Source organism: Plantibacter lichenum, assembly GCF_050587525.1.
Classification (GTDB): domain Bacteria; phylum Actinomycetota; class Actinomycetes; order Actinomycetales; family Microbacteriaceae; genus Plantibacter.
The window spans coordinates 211,236-226,940 of the sequence record NZ_JBOBFT010000001.1; the positions used below are offsets into that span (position 1 = coordinate 211,236).

At 68.7% G+C, this 15,705-nt stretch carries 13 protein-coding genes; 7 read left to right on the forward strand and 6 right to left on the reverse strand.

Going from position 1 to position 15,705, the window contains the following annotated elements:
- The first annotated feature begins 259 nt into the window (after positions 1 to 259).
- Both ACQ3HB_RS00980 and ACQ3HB_RS00985 read left to right on the forward strand, forming a co-directional pair.
- Positions 260 to 2,506 carry a HelD family protein gene (locus ACQ3HB_RS00980; protein WP_430916913.1) on the forward strand — a complete coding sequence of 749 codons (2,247 nt, stop codon included), beginning with the start codon at positions 260 to 262 and terminating at the stop codon, positions 2,504 to 2,506.
- 292 nt (positions 2,507 to 2,798) lie between these two features.
- Positions 2,799 to 3,500 carry an endonuclease/exonuclease/phosphatase family protein gene (locus ACQ3HB_RS00985; protein WP_430916914.1) on the forward strand — a complete coding sequence of 234 codons (702 nt, stop codon included), beginning with the start codon at positions 2,799 to 2,801 and terminating at the stop codon, positions 3,498 to 3,500.
- A 295-nt stretch (positions 3,501 to 3,795) separates the two neighbouring features.
- On the opposite strand, the gene ACQ3HB_RS00990 is transcribed toward ACQ3HB_RS00985, so the two are convergent.
- The 4 genes from ACQ3HB_RS00990 to ACQ3HB_RS01005 form a co-directional block, all read right to left on the reverse strand.
- On the reverse strand, positions 3,796 to 4,704 hold the full coding sequence (locus tag ACQ3HB_RS00990) for an RNase H family protein (protein WP_430916916.1): 909 nt from the start codon (positions 4,702 to 4,704) through the stop codon (positions 3,796 to 3,798).
- Between the two features lie 518 nt (positions 4,705 to 5,222).
- On the reverse strand, positions 5,223 to 6,002 hold the full coding sequence (locus tag ACQ3HB_RS00995; protein ID WP_430916918.1) for a YidC/Oxa1 family membrane protein insertase: 780 nt from the start codon (positions 6,000 to 6,002) through the stop codon (positions 5,223 to 5,225).
- A gap of 290 nt (positions 6,003 to 6,292) precedes the next feature.
- On the reverse strand, positions 6,293 to 6,580 hold the full coding sequence (locus ACQ3HB_RS01000) for a DUF6412 domain-containing protein (protein WP_430916919.1): 288 nt from the start codon (positions 6,578 to 6,580) through the stop codon (positions 6,293 to 6,295).
- A gap of 386 nt (positions 6,581 to 6,966) precedes the next feature.
- Positions 6,967 to 7,449 carry a helix-turn-helix transcriptional regulator gene (locus ACQ3HB_RS01005; RefSeq protein ID WP_430916921.1) on the reverse strand — a complete coding sequence of 161 codons (483 nt, stop codon included), beginning with the start codon at positions 7,447 to 7,449 and terminating at the stop codon, positions 6,967 to 6,969.
- 350 nt (positions 7,450 to 7,799) lie between these two features.
- Here ACQ3HB_RS01005 and ACQ3HB_RS01010 point away from each other — a divergent pair, with 350 nt between their 5' ends.
- Positions 7,800 to 8,651, forward strand: a complete 852-nt coding sequence (locus ACQ3HB_RS01010; protein WP_430916923.1) for an alpha/beta hydrolase — start codon at positions 7,800 to 7,802, stop codon at positions 8,649 to 8,651.
- Between the two features lie 101 nt (positions 8,652 to 8,752).
- Here the strand turns inward: ACQ3HB_RS01010 and ACQ3HB_RS01015 are convergent, their stop codons facing one another.
- On the reverse strand, positions 8,753 to 9,847 hold the full coding sequence (locus ACQ3HB_RS01015) for a putative RNA methyltransferase (protein ID WP_430916925.1): 1,095 nt from the start codon (positions 9,845 to 9,847) through the stop codon (positions 8,753 to 8,755).
- On the reverse strand, positions 9,844 to 10,542 hold the full coding sequence (locus tag ACQ3HB_RS01020; RefSeq protein ID WP_430916927.1) for a ThuA domain-containing protein: 699 nt from the start codon (positions 10,540 to 10,542) through the stop codon (positions 9,844 to 9,846). Before ACQ3HB_RS01020 ends, ACQ3HB_RS01015 begins: the two co-directional genes overlap by 4 nt.
- Positions 10,543 to 10,669: 127 nt before the next feature.
- Between ACQ3HB_RS01020 and ACQ3HB_RS01025 the strand changes: the two genes are divergently transcribed.
- The 4 genes from ACQ3HB_RS01025 to ACQ3HB_RS01040 all read left to right on the forward strand — a co-directional run bounded on the left by ACQ3HB_RS01025 (position 10,670) and on the right by ACQ3HB_RS01040 (position 15,505).
- Positions 10,670 to 11,803, forward strand: coding sequence for a LacI family DNA-binding transcriptional regulator (locus tag ACQ3HB_RS01025; RefSeq protein WP_430916928.1), 1,134 nt, complete (start codon positions 10,670 to 10,672; stop codon positions 11,801 to 11,803).
- Between the two features lie 488 nt (positions 11,804 to 12,291).
- Positions 12,292 to 13,452 (forward strand): Gfo/Idh/MocA family protein, encoded by a 1,161-nt coding sequence (locus ACQ3HB_RS01030; RefSeq protein ID WP_430917744.1) that lies wholly within the window; start codon positions 12,292 to 12,294, stop codon positions 13,450 to 13,452.
- Between the two features lie 2 nt (positions 13,453 to 13,454).
- Positions 13,455 to 14,630, forward strand: coding sequence for a dihydrodipicolinate synthase family protein (locus ACQ3HB_RS01035; RefSeq protein WP_430917746.1), 1,176 nt, complete (start codon positions 13,455 to 13,457; stop codon positions 14,628 to 14,630).
- A complete protein-coding gene (locus ACQ3HB_RS01040) occupies positions 14,627 to 15,505 on the forward strand; it encodes a sugar phosphate isomerase/epimerase family protein (RefSeq protein ID WP_430916929.1) in 879 nt (292 codons plus the stop codon). Before ACQ3HB_RS01035 ends, ACQ3HB_RS01040 begins: the two co-directional genes overlap by 4 nt.
- Positions 15,506 to 15,705: the final 200 nt, after the last annotated feature.

The window sequence follows — 15,705 nt, forward strand, 5'->3', positions numbered from 1 at the left end:
CGAGAGACCTTCCTGCGGTCCGTGCACGGCGGCCCTGGAACGAGGGCCGGTCGGGACCAGCCTAACGAGGCGGGGCGCTGCTCCACCGTTCGCGCTCGCCGTTCGTCCGATCTGCGGGAACCCGTCGCACCGTGCGTCCGTCAGCAGCGCGTCCCACGCGCATCGCGGGCGCCTCGCGTTCGGCGGTGTCGTCTGGAGCGACTACGGTATGTGTGCGGTGGGTGGCACTCCGGAGGCCGTCCGGAACCCTCCGCGAGGGATGAGGTACCCGGTGCCGAACGACGCGATCGCCGAAGAACAGCAGCATCTCGACCGGCTGCACGAGCTGATCCGGGAACAATCGGATGTCGAGGAGCGGCGGTCGGAGGAAGCGCTCCGGTCGTTCGGGGACGACGACGAGGCTACGTTCTCGGAACGCGACGCCCTCGTCAACCACCACCGTCAGCGCATGGTGGAGTTGCGTTCGTCCGGCTATGGTCTGTTGTTCGGGATGCTCGATCGCGAGACCGAGGAGCGCCATCACATCGGCCGCATCGGCCTGCGCGACACGGAGACGGGCGACCAGCTCCTCCTCGACTGGCGCGCGCCCGCATCGCGTCCGTTCTACACGGCGACCCCGCTCCGGCCGGAGGGTCTGCGGATGCGTCGACGCATCAGCACGGCCAACCGCAAGGTCACGGAGGTGCACGACGAGATCCTCGACGCCGAGTTGCTCGATGGCGAGGAGGAGTCCGGCATCGGTGATTCCGGTGCACTGCTCGCGGCGCTCGGACGTGCCCGCACGAAGCACATGTCCGACATCGTCGACACGATCCAGGCCGAACAGGATGCGATCATCCGCGCTCCCCTGCCGGGCACACTGCTCGTCCAGGGCGGCCCAGGCACCGGCAAGACCGCCGTCGCCCTGCACCGCGCCGCCTACCTCCTGTACGAGCACCGCGAACGACTCATGCGGAGCGTCGTGCTCATCGTGGGCCCCAACTCGACGTTCCTCGACTACATCAGCCGCGTGCTGCCGTCGCTCGGCGAGACGAGTGTCGTCCTCGTGACGCCCGCGACGCTCGTCCCCGGCGTCGAGGCGACCGGTGAGGACGCCCTCGACGTCGCCGAGCTCAAGGGCGAACTGCGGATGGTCGAGGTCCTCGATCGCGCGATCGCGACGATGCAGGCGCCCGTCGAGACGCCCATCACCCTCCAGCTCGCAGGCGACGGGCCCCTGCGGATCACGCCAGGCGTGCTGCGCCGCATCCGTGGGTCGATCCGCCGATCCGGCACCCCGCACAACGAAGCCCGTCTCCGCTTCGAGCGTGCGTTCCTGACCCACCTCATCGGCCTCGAAGCCAAGCGCGACGGCTTCGAACCGCGCACGGGCGAGGACGCGGACGAACGCCGGACGGAACTCGTCGAGGAGCCGGACATCGCCGCGCTGCTCGACGAACTGTGGCCGATCCTCGACCCGGCCGATGTCGTGCGCACGCTCTTCTCGTCGGCCGAACTCCTCGAGGCGGCCGCGACGGAGCACACCGATGCGGAACGCGCGCTCCTCCTGCGCGACGCCGACCAGCCGCTCACCCCCGGCGACATCCCGCTCGTCGACGAAGCCGCGGAACTCCTCGGCGAGGACCCGCGCCCGGAACTCCTCCGCCAGCAGCGCGCCGCCTATGAACGGCGCCACGACGTCGAGTACGCCCGCGGCGTCCTCGAGATGCTCGGCGACTTCAGCACCGACGACGAACTCTCCGGCGACGACTACCTGCAGTCCGCCGTCGACCTCGCCGATCGTCAGCAGGTCCTCGACGGCCGAAGCCCGGCCGAGCGCGCCGCATCGGATCGCACGTGGGTCTACGGGCACGTGATCGTCGACGAAGCGCAGGAACTCACGCCGATGATGCTCCGCGCCATCGTGCGCCGATGCCCGTCGCGCTCCATGACCCTCGTCGGCGACATCAACCAGAACAGCACGAGCGCCGACCGCACGAGCTGGGAACACCTCCTCACCGGGCAGGTGCCGCGCTGGACGGAGACCGTCCTCACCGTCAACTACCGGACCCCCGAGCAGATCATGGACCTCGCGGACCCGGTCCGGCTCGCGCTCGATCCCGGATCGCCCGCGCCGGTGTCGATCCGCCGAGGCGATGAGGAACCGGAGTCGCTCGTCGTCGATGCCGCGGAGCTGGTTCCGACGGCGGTCGCGACCGTGCGTCGTCGGCTCGCCGCACACACCGGCATCGTCGGGGTCATCGGGCCCCGTCCGTTGCTCGGGTCGATCGGCGATGCGCTCGGCCTGGGCACTGAGTCGGCGTCGGTCGATCGCGCCCGCGTGTGGATCGGGACGGCGAAGGAGAGCAAGGGGCTCGAGTTCGACACTGTCGTGCTCGTGGAGCCGCATGCGCTCGGCGAGGCCGGTACTCCGGGCGATGGCGGACGCACGGGGCTCTCGCTCCAGTACGTCGCGCTCACCCGCGCCACGCAACGGCTGTCGGTCATCAGCGCCGAGCGAGCCTGATCCGGGCTGATCGAGGCTGATCCTGCGGCGTTGGCCGTCAGCCGCGGGATCGCGGACGCATCGGGATCGGGATCGGGATCGGGATCAGCGCCCGGGATCGAGATCGGGATCGGGGACGCATCGGCATCGGCATCGGCATCGATCCAATCCGGTGCGAGCGTGCGTAGCGAATCACTCGCGGACACCCCTGTCAAGGGGTGCGCCTCCGACCTCGGAGCGCGCCGTGAACGCGCATCGGCGAGCCTCCGGAGTCCGTAGGCTAGGGACCCTGCGACAGAATGCGAGCGCCTTGATGAGAGTCATCAGCTACAACCTCCGCAAGAACCGCGCGAGCGGCGAACTCCTCCAACTGACCGAAGCGTACGACCCCGACGTCCTGTGTCTGCAGGAGGCCGACACGACCCTCCTCCCGGCGGAGGTCGGGCTGCTCCACTTGGCCGACGCGACGAAGCGCAACCGACTCGGCCTCGCCGTGTACTACCGTCGCGATCGGTTCACAGCGACGAGCACGCAGTCGTTCGCGCTCAAGAAGTCGCTGCACGACATGGTGCTCGCGCCCGCGCACGAACGCCTCATCGGCACCCGCCTGACCGACACGGAAGCCGGGCAGGATCTCATCGTCGCGTCGTTCCATGCGGCACCGCTGACGGCGCTCAACTCGCTGCGCCGCAACCAGATCAAGGCGGCGCACGAGCAGCTGCACGCCATGGGCAACGTCCCCACGCTCATGGTCGGCGACTACAACTACCCGATCTTCCAGAACAACCTCAGCACGAAGGTGCAGGAGACGGGTTACGACCTGACGCTCAGCGATCGCCGCACGTACACGCGCTACAAGATGTTCCGTGGGCACTTCGATTTCGCGACGTCCGTCGGGTTGCAGATCGAGAGCGTGCAGACGCTCCCGCGCGGCACCTCAGACCACCTGCCGATCCTGGTGAACGCCGTCTACGGTGACGGTCCTGCGGCGAAGGGTCGCGACGCGGCGCGCTAGTCCCGCGCCGGCTTGCGCTGGCCTGCGCGAGCCCGCCCGCCCGGTCCCTGAGCCTGTCGAAGGGCACAATTCCGGAACTCTCGGCCCGGAAAGCGCTTGTTCCACCTGGATAGCGCTTGCCGCGTCACTCGTGCCCCATCAACTCCGGAATTCCGCCCACTCGGGGTTGCAGAATTCAGGACTCGTTGCAGAATTCAGGACAGACGGGCGGCGTGTCGGCTCGGATGTTCCTGAATTGTGCCGATGTTCCTGAATTGTGCAAGCGCAGTCGTCGGCGTCCGGCGCGAGCGTCGGATCAGATGAGGCTGCGGAGGAATTCCTCGACGCTCACACCACGCTCACGGGCTCGGCGCGACAGACGCGTCCACTCCTCGGTCGTGACGTTGAGCGTGAGGCTCTGCCACTCGGTGATGTCGTCGAACGAGAACAGCGCGTCGTCGTCGTCAGCGGTGCCGAGCTGTGCGTCCGCCTGCACCGGGTCGTCCGCGAGCGTCGCCGATGCGATGTCCAGCACCACGTCGTCCGCGGCGAAGAGCGAGCCGTCCGAACCGGCCGAATGCTCAGTCGCTGCCGAACCACCGGCACCTCCCGCTGGTGCGGCGTCCACGTCGTCCGCCCCGTCCGATGTCAGTGCATCGGCGTCGGGTCCAGCGGCGAATCGCACGGCTGAAGCGGTGTGCTTCGCTGCCTCCGCGGCATCGGCGCCGCCCGGTTCGCCGACCGTCGCCACCCGGCCGGCATCGCCCGTCCAACCGGGACCGGACGGGATGGCGGAGCCGCGTTGGAACGCTTCGGCGACCGCACGCGCACGCGTGTCCGCCGCTTCGTTCAGGACATGGCCGACGTGCCCCTTGACCCACTCGAACCGATACTTCCGGCCAGTGATCGCCTCATCGATCTCCTTGAGGAGGTCCAGGTTGAGGACGGGCTTGCCGTCGCCCTTCTTCCAGCCCTTCTTCTTCCAGCCCGGCATCCATTTGGTGACCGAGTTGATCACGTACTGGCTGTCGCAGAGGATGTGGAGATCGTCGTCGAGGTGCGCTGTGGCGCGGAACAGCTCGAGGACCGCTTTGAGCTCGCCCTGGTTGTTGGTCGCGTGCTTCCAGCCGCCAGCCGCCCAACACTCGTCGTTGACGTACCAGGCCCAGCCTGCGGGGCCCGGGTTGCCGAGGGCGGATCCGTCAGCGGCGGCGGTGATCGTCATATGAGCCTTTCGATGGTGCGGGTCGTCGTCAATCGTATCGACGCCCGCTGACGGCTTCGCGTCCGCGATGCCTCCCTCACCTGAAGTCGCGACCTCCCGGATCCGTCCCCTCAGTTGCACAATTCAGGAACACCGGCAGAATTCAGGACCATCCGGCAGAATTCAGGACCGTCAGGTCCGACACACCGTCAGATCTTCCTGAATTCTGAACGTCTTCCTGAATTCTGCAACCCCCACCGGGACGGGGATGTGCACAATTCCGGAAAAGGTGTGACTGGAGTGACGAGGCAACCGCTATCCAGACCGAACAAGCGCTTTCCGGCCCGAGAGTTCCGGAATTGTGCACATCCGAAGACGACCGAGCAGGTCGCGAACGATGACCGGGACGCCCCCGACACTGCACAACCGGCCACCATCGGCGCAGCATCTCAAGCCACCGGCGCAGAACAGGCTGCCAGCCCCTGAGCAGCACGTCAGCGCGTCAGCACGTCAGCACGTCAGCACGTCAGCACACCTCGTCACGCCGTCAGCGCATCACCGGCCGCGGGTCCGGAAGCGGCAGCTCGCCGGCTCAACACGCGACGCAAGACCGATCGCTCAACGAACGTCCACACCGCACTCGTCACGAGGTACACGGCAGCAGCCAGCGGGGCGATGGCCGCGAACACAACCGTCGCGAACGGCAGCACGCGCATCATCGTCGCCATCCCTGGGACGATCTGCGCTTCGCTCGTCGATGCGGATCCCGCCCAGCGCAGGTTCGCACGGCGTGTGAGTTCGACGGCGGTCGCGAGGACGGCGAGCAACACGATGAATACCCACACATTCACGATCGAGGATCCGATCGCGGCGAACAGGTTCGAGCCGAGCGGCACCCCCGCGAACGTCTGCGTCAAGAGCACGTTCGCGTGGCCTGACAACTGCGGGTGGAGGAACAGCGCGTACACCGCGGACAGGACGGGCGCCTGCGCGAGCGTCGGCAGACATCCCGCCATCGGCGATGCCTTCTCGCGCGCGTACAGGTCCATCAGTTCGCGGTTCATGACTTCCGGTCGCTCAGCGTGACGTTTCCGGATCGCGGCGACGGTCGGAGCGAGGCGGCGCCTGGTCAACTCGGCCTTCACCTGCGAGCGGGCGACGGGCAACAGGAGCAGCCGGACGGCGACGGTCAGCAGCGCGATGGCGAGCACGGGCGCCGCGGATCCGACGAACGGTTCGATGCCCTCGCCGATTCCGGTGACGACGGCGGACAGGCCGTTGAGCACGGCGGCGATGGGTGGAAAAGCGGTGAAATCCATGGTGATCCTTACGGCAGATGGGATGGTGGTCCGTCTGGTCGTCGACGACGATGCCTGGGTGGGTGCGAACGATTCGAACGGCGCCAGCGAGCGCTTGCGACGCCGACGTTCGACAGCGAATGTCACCGACTGGCGATCCAGAACGTGCGCATCGAGGCGAGACCCTCGTCGCAGAGCCCACTGATCAACGTCTGGCGTTCGCACTCACATCGCCTGGTCCCGTGCGGAACGATTGCGCGGGACGCAGGGCGCCGGCGTGCCGATCGGCACGCGAGCAGGGGTCTGACGGCCTAGGCAGCCAGTCCAGGGGCCCGCGAGCGGACGTGCCCGTCGGCATCGGGATCCGCGTATGAGACGAGCACGGGGAGGTCAGCGTCCTCCTCGGGCCGAGCGATGCCAGTGCCGACGATCCAGCCGAGCAGGACCGTGGCGGTGTGCACGATGGCGATCGCCACGGCGACCGCGGCTGCTCCGAGCAGACCGGCCATCACCATCGTGGAGAGGGGGTGGCTGCCGTCGGCGAGCGTCGACCCGATGGCTGCGAACAGCTGGGTGAGGATCGCAATGACGGCGGACATGCTTCGACGGTAGCACCGGGGATGACGGCGCGTCAGGCGCAAGCTGCCTGCGTCAACGGGGATGTGCACAATTCCGGAAAAGATGTGACTGGAGTGACGAGGCAACCGCTCTCCAGACCGAACAAGCGCTTTCCGGCCCGAGAGTTCCGGAATTGTGCACATCCCGGGGACTCACCGCACAAGCCCCGTGGGCAACAGTCATTGTAGAAATCGGTGGATCGACTCGATTACTGGACGGCACGCGCACCCAAGCCCTAGGGTCGAGGGATGTTCGGCAACAGCCTCGGTTTCTACTCGATCTACATGATCGTCTTCGCACTCGTCGCCGTCCTCGCGATCGTGCTCCTCGCCCGCCTGATTCTCGCCGCGACGAAAGCGCTCAATGCTTACACGGCTTGGCGCCGACTCTCGACCGAGCTCTTGATCGCCGACAACGAGACACCGCCCGCGCCATCCACGGAGCCCGCGGCCTGAGCCCGGCCACCGACACACCGACGCCACTCCGACGGCGAAACACCGAACCGCCGTTTGAATTCCCGGCAGAAGTGCGGGTGGTCCGCGAAGCCCCAGCGGTACGCGATCGCCGAGATCGTCACGTCCGCCGCATCGGCATCGGCCAACGTCGCGGCCGCCATGAGCAGCCGTCGCTCACGAATCCAACCGCCGAGCGAGACCCCCATGCGTCCCAGCACCACGTAGACGTACCGCTCCGAGATGCCGTGAGCGACCGCGATGCGCTTCGCGGTGAGTTCTGCCCCGTCGGGGTGGTCGCGCAGATAGGCGAGAAGGCGCTCACCCAGCGCCGTCGAGGTGGCAACGCTCGATGCACGCCCACCGACGCGATCGCGGACCATGGATGCATCGCCCATGTCGGCTCCCGGTCGAGAGATGAAAGGGATGGAACCGTTCGGATGGAACTCGCCTCGGGCGGCGTGGGAGATCGCGCAGACCGAGCGTCGGGCACGCGGACGCGCCGAGCGGTTTCAGCGTAGTGTTCGCAGGCGCGCTCCGGTAGAGCCGTCGTACTGCGATCGACGCGCTTCCGCACCGGCACAGGCCCCTCCGCAGCCGCGCGAGAGTGCGCTCTCGTTCAAGACATCGGGGCGGGGCGGGGCTAGCGTCGGCCACGGCATCGCATCTCGGCCGGTGGGCGGTGCTCCGGGGGCGATGCCGTGGTGGCCGTTCCTCTGCAGATCTCCGGTCTCTCGAGAGGACGATCATGGGATCCCTGACCGATACTGAGTTGGCCGACATCGAACGAGCGAACGCTGGAGGTGGGCAGCCGGTCGTGTTCATCCACGGCCTGTGGTTGCTGTCGAGCAGTTGGGATCGGTGGCGCGAGTTGTTCGCGGACAACGGCTTCCAGACGATCGCACCAGGTTGGCCGGACGATCCCGACAGCGTCGAGGAGGCGCGCAAGGATCCCGATGTGTTCGCCCACAAGATGGTCAAACAGGTCACCGACCACTATCTGGAGGCGATCGAGGCGCTCACGATCGCACCCGCGGTCGTCGGTCATTCCTTCGGCGGGCTGATCGCCCAGAAGATCGCGGGGGAAGGCGTGTCGGCTGTGACGGTCGCGATCGATCCTGCACCGTTCCAGGGCGTGCTCCAGCTGCCGCTGTCCGCACTGAAGTCCGGATCGCCCATCCTCGGGAATCCGGCCAATCTCAATCGGGCGATCTCCCTCACATACGAGCAGTTCGTCTTCGGGTGGGCGAACGCGCTCGACGCGGCCGAGGCGAAGCAACTGTACGAGGAGTACCACGTGCCCGCTTCGGGCGTGCCGTTGTTCCAGGCGGCGACGGCCAACCTGAATCCCTTCGCGGAGACGAAAGTGGATACGAAGAACCCGGAACGCGGTCCGCTGCTGCTCATCTCGGGCGCGACCGACAACACCGTGCCGACGTCCATGGTGGAGGCCGCCTACAAGCTGCAGTCGAAGCATCATCGCGATGACACGGAGCTCGTGACGATCCCGGACCGCGGCCATTCGCTCACGATCGACAGTGGATGGAAGGAAGTCGCGGACACCGCCTTGGAGTTCGTGCAGAGAAACGTCGCGCGGTAGGAGGCGGCCGGTTCGTCGGGTTCGGCGCGAGCGCGAGCGCGGGCCCGTGCCGCGGGCGCGGGTGCGGGTCTGCGCCGCGGGCGCGGGTGCTATCCGGGGCGCTACGGACGACGGAACGTGCTCACGGTCACCGCGATCGTCACATCGGTTCCAGATGTTCCATCGGTTCCATCTGTTCTGCCGATACCGCCAGCATCGGCCGTCCCGCCAGCGAGCGAGGCGAGACGCGCATCGAGCTCGACCGGATCCAGATGATGCGCGCTCGGCCCCATGAGGACCTCGTTCCGGATGTCGTCACGACCGAGGGCGACCGTGTAGTCGAACGCCGTCCGGGCGACGAGCTCGAACCCGGCGAGCTGCGCATCGAGCCGTTCGTCCTTGCGCTCGGCGATCCCGATCATCCCGAGTGCATCGCGCAGCTGCACGAGATGCCCGGGTTGCGGGGTGACGACGACGAGCACCCCGCCCGGGCGGAGCACACGAAGCATCTCGGGGCCATTGCGCGGACCGAAGATGCTCAACACCACATCGGCGCGCGCGGTGCGTACGGGGAACGCGGCCCAGGCATCAGCGGTCCCTGCCGCGGCCCGCGGATGCGATCGCGCAGCACGACGAGCGGCCAACGGCGAGAGGTCGAGGGTCAGCCCGCGGAATCCGGGGTGCCCGTCGAGAACACGACCGAGGTAGTACCCCGTACCGCCCGCGATGTCGACGACCAGCGGATCACCGATTCCCGGACCGACCTCAACGACGGCGGCGGCACCCGCAGCGTCATCGCCGGCACCAGAGCCCCTCCCTACAGCGGCAGCAACATCCGCACCGCCAGACGCAGAAGCAGTGGCGTGAGCAGCACCAGCAGCAGCAGCACCGCCACCGCCCCCGGCAGCAACGGTCTCGACCGCATCGATCGCCGCGCCCACCGCATCGGCGATCGGCTCGTACGCACCGCGCCGCAGGAACGCATCGCGCGCCTCGACCATCGCGGCGGTATCGCCCGTCTTCGGTGTGCGGCCGCCGACGACGAGTGACGCGTACCCCTGCTTCGCGATGTCGAAGGAGTGCTTGGACGGGCATCGCAGCTGTCGATCGGCGAGGGTCAGCGGTTCACCGCAGATCGGGCACGCGAGGACGTCCTCGACGAGGCGGAGTCCGGCCGGAGGCATCGCCTGCCCGCCTGCTCCACCACCGTTCGTCACCTGCCGAGTGTACCGACCGCCCAGGCCGCCGATCGGCGCACGAGTTCCAGGTGTTCCGGCGAGGCGAATGAGCGCTCGTCGTGGCCGAGCGCGTCGTAGACGATGCGGGATGGACCGTGCTCGCGCGCCCAGAGCACCGGATGGCGGACGCCCTCGTGTTCGTGCTCCGCGAGGATCGCGACCTCCCCCGTGCGCTGGATCCGGCTGTAGCGTTCGTCGAACAGGTCGAAATCGGCGAGACCGTCCACGATCGGATGCCGGTCCGCGTGCACCGTGATCTGCGCGGTCCCGATCTCGGGGTGCATCGAGATCTCCGGCAACCAGACGCCTCCGAGCGCACCGGCCCAGACGGGGTAGTCGCGGAGGCTCGCCGATGCCGAATGGAAGGCGAGGACGCCGATGCCGCGTTCGATCGCGGTGGTGAGCGATGCGATGGACGCGGCGGGAGCTCCGACATCGGCCGCGTGCGGGGAACCGTCCGCGTGGTCGCCGTTGTCGCGCCAGGGGTCGCCGGCGAGGACGACGAGCAGGTCGACGTCGGCGAGCCGGCCGAGCGCTCGGTCGACATCGGTGTCCACGCGCGTCTCGAATCCAGCTTCGGCGAGCGTCCGTTCCACCTGGACGGCGTTCGCAGCGAACGGGTGCCACGGGTCCGCGTAGCGCCCCGAGCCGACGACGATGAGTGCTGTTGGCATGTCGATCCTCCTGAGCGACCGAGCCTAACGCACTCCCCCACCCGTTCGGCAAGCGCTTTCCGTATCACATTCTCCACAGGGCGCGGACTTCCCTGATCAACGCGCACGCCGCCGCTAGACTGCCGGGATGGGATCGAGCGGCGGCACGGGAGCACCAACACTGCACGACGTCGCCCGAGAAGCCGGAGTGTCCCTCGCAACCGCGTCACGCGTGCTCAACGGCAGCGCACGCGTCGTCGCAGAGGCGTACCGCGAGCGCGTCACACTCGCAGCGGACCAGCTCGGCTACACCACCAACCTCTCGGCGCAGGCGGTCGCGAAAGGCACCTCCTCCATCGTCTCGCTCGTCGTCCCCGACATCGCTGACCCCTACTTCTCGCAGATCGCGGCGGGCGTCACCGCCGAAGCCGAGGCGGCCGGGCTCGTCGTGAGCGTCTCCGTCACGGGCCGCGATGCAGAACGCGAGCTCCAGGTCATCCGCACCCTCCGCGGCCAGCGGCCCCGCGTGCTCATCCTCGCCGGGTCCCGCCGCACCGAGGACCCCATGCAGGACGCCCTCGCCGCCGAACTCGAGAGCTACACGCGGCTCGGCGGAACCGTCGCGGTGATCGGCTCGAACGATCTCGGCTACGCGACGGCACGCGTCGACAACCGCGCCGCGGCCAGAGAACTCGCCTTGCACGTCGCGGGCCTCGGCTACCGCAGGGTGGCCGCGGTCGTCGGCCCGCAGGTCCTCGTGACCTCGGCCGATCGCCTGGGCGGATTCCAGGACGGCCTCGCTGAACACGGCGCCGCCATCGCCGATGAGCACGTGATCGTGAGCGACTTCTCACGCGACGGCGGCTACGACGGGATGCAGCGATTGCTCGCCGCCGGCATCGATGGCGCCGCCGGCATCGAACTCGTCTTCGCGGCGAGCGATGTCATGGCGATGGGTGTCATGTCGGCCCTCCGCGACGCGGGGATCGAGCCGGGCACGGGCATCGCCGTCTGCGGCTTCGACGACATCCCGACGGTCCGCGACGTCACCCCCGCGCTCACGACCGTGCGCATCCCGCTCGAGCGCCTCGGCCGGACCGCGCTCCGGCTCGCCCTGGGCGACGACTCGGCCACTGCATCGTCCGAGACGCCCTCGCCGGCCCCCGCCACGCTCGACGCGACCAGCGCCCCCGCCACCACTCCGGCTGACCAGGCATCCGACATCGCCTCACTCGATGCAGAGGTCGTCCTCCGAGCGAGCACCCCGCCGCTCTCCCGCTAGCGCCGCGCTCAACTCCTCCCTGCGCCGCCGGAGCGTTCGCCGCGCCGCCTCCACGCAGCCCCTCTCCCCTGCGCCCCTCTTCTCTGCGCCCCTCTCCCCTGCGCCCCTCTCCCCTGCGCCCCTCTCCCCTGCGCCCCGCATCGGTTCACAACTCAGGAGCGCCTCGGCGTGTCGACGCCGACACGCCGCCGCCAGGCCGCGACACGCCGGACCCGTCCTGAGTTGTGAACACACCGCACCGGATGGCGGGCCGATGCTTGCACCCCGACGTCCGTCTCGCCTACACTCGGGTAAACGCTTTCCCGATGATATCCCGGCCACGGGACCCGCATCGGAAGCGACGATCACACGATCACGACCCCGACCGCCTCCGCTCCCGGACCAGCTGCACGAAACAACAGCAGCACCAACCCCAGCACCACTCAGCACCACTCCGGCAGCGCGCACCAGAAGGAATCACTGTGTCAGAGCAGACCATCGGCATCATCATGAACGGCGTCTCCGGACGCATGGGCTACCGTCAGCACCTCGTGCGCTCGATCCTCGCGATCCGCGAGCAGGGCGGCGTGCTCCTCTCGGACGGCAGCCGCGTCCAGCTCGAGCCGATCCTGGTCGGCCGCAACGAGGCGAAGCTCGCCGAACTCGCGAAGAAGCACGACATCGAGCACTACACGACCGACCTCGACGCAGCCCTCGCGGACCCGCGCTGGCAGATCTACGCCGACTTCCTCGTGACGAAGGCCCGCGCCGTCGCCATCAAGAAGGCGATCGCGGCTGGCAAGGCCATCTACACCGAGAAGCCGACGGCGGAGAGCTACGAGGAAGCGCTCGAACTCGCGCGCCTCGCGGAGGAGGCCGGCATCAAGAACGGCGTCGTCCACGACAAGCTGTACCTGCCGGGCCTGCAGAAGCTCAAGCGACTCATCGACTCCGGCTTCTTCGGTCAGATCCTCTCGGTGCGCGGCGAGTTCGGCTACTGGGTCTTCGAGGGCGACTGGCAGCCGGCGCAGCGCCCCAGCTGGAACTACAAGAACGAAGAGGGCGGCGGCATCATCGTCGACATGTTCCCGCACTGGAACTACGTCCTCGAGAACCTGTTCGGCCGCGTCGAGTCGGTGTACGCGAAGGCGTCCACGCACATCCCGAGCCGCGTCGACGAACAGGGCAACCGCTACGACGCGACGGCCGATGACGCCGCCTACGCGATCTTCGAACTCGAGGGCGGCGTCGTCGCTCAGCTCAACTCGAGCTGGACGGTGCGCGTCAACCGCGACGAGCTCGTCGAGTTCCAGGTGGACGGCACGCACGGTTCCGCGGTCGCCGGCCTGTTCGGCTGCAAGATCCAGCCCCGCAACGCCACGCCGAAGCCCGTCTGGAACCCCGACCTCGCCGATGCGCACGACTACGACGGAGACTGGATCGAGGTCCCGACGAACGACGTGTTCGAGAACGGCTTCAAGACGCAGTGGGAGGAGTTCATCCGCCACGTTGCCGAGGACGCTCCGAACCCGTACGACTTCCTGGCCGGCGCCCGCGGCGTCCTCCTCGCGGAGAGCGGTCTGGAGAGCTCGCGCAGCGGTCGTCGCATCGACCTGCCGGCGGTCACGAGCACCGCGGTCACGAGCACCGCGAGCACGAACGGCGAATGACGATGACGGATCTCACCCTGCTCGCGGGGGACGGCGGCACCAGCCGGGTGCCGCTGAACCCCGCACCGGACTTCGCCAAGCCGGCCGGGAAGCTCACGAGCCGTGTCGCGTACGCGGCCGCGCACGTCGTCCCGCGCGTGACCGCCGAGAACGTACCGGGCGCACCCGCCGACATCGACTGGGATGCGACCCTCGCGTTCCGCCACCACGTGTGGTCGTGGGGCCTGGGCGTCGCCGATGCGATGGACACCGCCCAGCGCAACATGGGACTCGATGCTGCGGCGACGCGCGAACTCATCGCCCGCAGCGCTGCAGCGGCGCAGTCGGTCGGCGGCGCGCTCGTCGTCGGCGTCAACACAGACCACCTCGATGAGGAGGTCGTGTCGCTCGATCGCGTGATCGACGCGTACAAGGAGCAGCTGCACTTCACGGAGGACGCCGGAGCCGGCGTGGTCCTGATGGCGAGCCGTCACCTGGCGCGTGCCGCTTCGACCGCCGACGACTACCGCCGCGTGTACCGCGAGGTCCTCGCGGCGGCGAGCACGCCCGTGACCCTGCACTGGCTGGGGGCCGCGTTCGATCCGATCCTCGCCGAGTACTTCGGTTCGGCGGATTCGGCGATCGCGAGCGACACGGTCATCGACATCATCGAAGAGAACCGGAGCAGCGTCGCCGGCATCAAGATGAGCCTGCTCGACGCCGATGCGGAGATCGCTGTCCGGAGGCGGCTCCCGGGGTCCGCGCGCATGTTCACGGGCGACGACTTCAACTACGTCGGCCTCATCGCGGGCGACGGCACGGCCCATTCGGACGCCCTCCTCGGGGCGTTCGCGGCGCTCGCCCCCAACGCGTCGGCCGCCATCCAGGCGCTCGATGCGGGCGACGAAGCGCGCTACCTCGACATCCTCGGTCCCACCGAGGCGCTGTCGCGGCAGATCTTCGCGGCGCCCACCTACTACTACAAGACGGGTGTGGCGTTCATGAGCTGGTTGAACGGACACCAGTCGGCGTTCTCGATGGTGGGCGGCCTGCATGCGGCACGCAGCCTCCCCCACCTGTCGCGCATCGTCGAATTGGCGAACGCGTCGGGCGGACTGGAGCGCCCCGAACTGGCTGCGGCGCGCTGGCACACGCTCCTCAGCGTGAACGGCGTCAGCACGAACGGGGCCGGCTCATGAGCGCGCACCCGCTGCTGTCGCTCAACCAGGCGACGATCAAATACGCGAACCTCGACGAGGCCCTCGCGGCGACGAACGCGGCCGGCATCGCGAGCATCGGGCTGTGGCGCGAGCCAGTCGCCGCGGTGGGGCTCGCGGAGTCGGCGAAGCGCCTGACCGACTCCGGCCTTCGCTTCTCGAGCCTCTGCCGTGGCGGGTTCTTCACCCCGGAGGAGGGTCCGATCAGGCGGACCGCGATCGACGACAACCGCCTGGCGATCGAGGAGACGGCGACCCTGGCCGCAGCGGGGGCGACCGGTTCAGCCGCCGTGCTCGTCCTGGTGGCCGGGGGCATCCCGGCCGGCTCGCGTGACCTCATCGGCGCTCGGGAACGGGTGCGCGATGCGATCGCGGAGCTCGCCCCGGACGCGGAGGCGGCGGGCGTGACGCTCGCCATCGAGCCGCTGCACCCGATGTACGCGTCCGACCGGGCCGTGGTCTCCACGCTCGGTCAGGCGCTCGACATCGCCGAGGAGTTCCCGCTGGGCGTCGTCGGCGCGGTCGTCGACACCTTCCACGTGTGGTGGGATCCGGAGCTGTTCCGGCAGATCGAGCGCGCGGGCATCGGCGGTGGCGGAGGCCGCATCGCGAGCTACCAGGTATGCGATTGGGCGACGCCGCTCGCCGCTGACGTCCTCCTCTCCCGCCACTACCCGGGCGATGGCGTGATCGACTTCGCGCCGATCACGCACGCGGTCCTGCGGGCGGGCTATGTGGGCGACATCGAGGTCGAACTGTTCAACCAGGACATCTGGGATGCGCCGTTCGCTGAGGCCGTGGAGCGCACGGTCGCGGGCTTCGAGGCGGCCGTCGCGCCGCACATCGTCGCGGCCTGAGCCGCCTGAGCTACCCGCCCCTCCCGAGCCCTCCCGTCCCACCCGAGCCCTCCGGGGCCGTCCGAGCCGGGGCCGCGCACCATCGGGTCCGTTCACAACTCAGGAGACCTGCGGCGCGCCGCGCGTCGCACCCGGCGTGTCGACCGCGACACGCCGGGGCGCTCCTGAGTTGTGAACACCCCGAGGAGGCAGGCAGGTGA